The sequence below is a fragment of the Ornithinimicrobium sp. CNJ-824 genome (assembly GCF_001942405.1).
In the GTDB taxonomy this organism is placed as follows: domain Bacteria; phylum Actinomycetota; class Actinomycetes; order Actinomycetales; family Dermatophilaceae; genus Ornithinicoccus; species Ornithinicoccus kibberensis.
Map to the genome: position 1 here is coordinate 1 of NZ_MKKA01000058.1, position 1187 is coordinate 1187.

Below are 1187 nucleotides of genomic sequence, written 5' to 3' on the forward strand. Positions count from 1 at the left end.
GATCCCGGCCCGGATCGCCAACCGGGCCCGACGACTGCACCTGCACCTACCCACCAACTGGCCCTGGCAGGACGCCTGGGCAGGCATGTACGCCGGCGCCTACGCCCCCGCCTGACACCCACTCCTGCCCCGACGAGGAACGACCCCAAGTGGAAAAGCCGGGCAGACCGGCGGCTCCCGCGCGCCCCGACGCCGAACTCGCTCAGCAAATCCTCTCAGCCCGCATCTCAATTCCCCCCAGGAACCCGCTCGGCGGATCGAGGCTGAGGCCGTCGCCCTCTGGGAAGGACTGGGCAAGGAGACGGTGCGCCGCTGGGTGATCCAGGCCCAGATCGATGGCGGGCAGCGCCAGGGTGCCACCAGCGAGGAGCTGGCCGAGATCAAGAGGCTCAAGGCCCAGGTACACCGCTTGGAGGAGGACAACGAGATCCTGCGACGGGCCTCGCTTTTCTTCGCGGGCGAGCTCGGCCCCCGCAACCGATGATCATCGCGTTCGTGGACGAGAGGTCCCAGGGGTTCGCGGTCGAGTCCATCTCCGGGTGCTGCGTGAGCAGGGCTGCCAGGTCGCCGAGAGGACGTACCGCGCCTGGCGCCAGCCAGCCCGCCCGGTCGCTGAGCGCACTATCAGTGACGCCCTGGTGATGGACACCGTCCGCGACCTCGCCTGGACCACCGACGGCCGGGGCCGGCGGCCGTCTGAGCCCCGAAGGGCTCTACGGGCGGCGGAAGATGACCGCCCTGGTCCGGCGGACGGTGCCGCAGGCTTCCGCGGGCAGCGGGGACCGGGCGATACGTGCCACGGCAAGGAGATGTCCGCCCACGCCCAGTTCAAGGTTTGACACCGGCATCCCGGTGTTCTTCGCCGATCCGCAGTCACCCTGGCACCGGGGCACGAATGAGAACACCAACGGCTTGCTACGCCAGTACTTCCCCCAAGGCACCGACCTGTCCCGCCGCTGGCACACCCGCGAGCATCTCCGGCTTGCCATCGTCACCAGGATCGAGCGGACCTACCACTGCCGTCGACGCCAGGACCGACTCGGTCGATTGACGCCCATCGAGTACGAGGCCACCATGTCCACAGCCGCCCCTCAGCCTCGATCCGCCGATGTATTGGGTGACCAAGCCGGGTCGTAACACACGAATGCCCCTGTGACCTGGGACGATTGGACTTGCGACAGTTCGAT

At 68.4% G+C, this 1187-nt stretch carries 1 protein-coding gene and 1 pseudogene; both read left to right on the forward strand.

Translation table 11 applies throughout. The features are described 5' to 3' along the window. The first annotated feature begins 316 nt into the window (after positions 1-316). Positions 317-484 carry a hypothetical protein gene (locus BJF81_RS21640; protein ID WP_158068700.1) on the forward strand — a complete coding sequence of 56 codons (168 nt, stop codon included), beginning with the start codon at positions 317-319 and terminating at the stop codon, positions 482-484. 316 nt (positions 485-800) lie between these two features. Continuing rightward, positions 801-1137, forward strand: a pseudogene (locus BJF81_RS19910) (transposase); the annotation flags it as partial. Between the last annotated feature and the right edge of the window lie 50 nt (positions 1138-1187).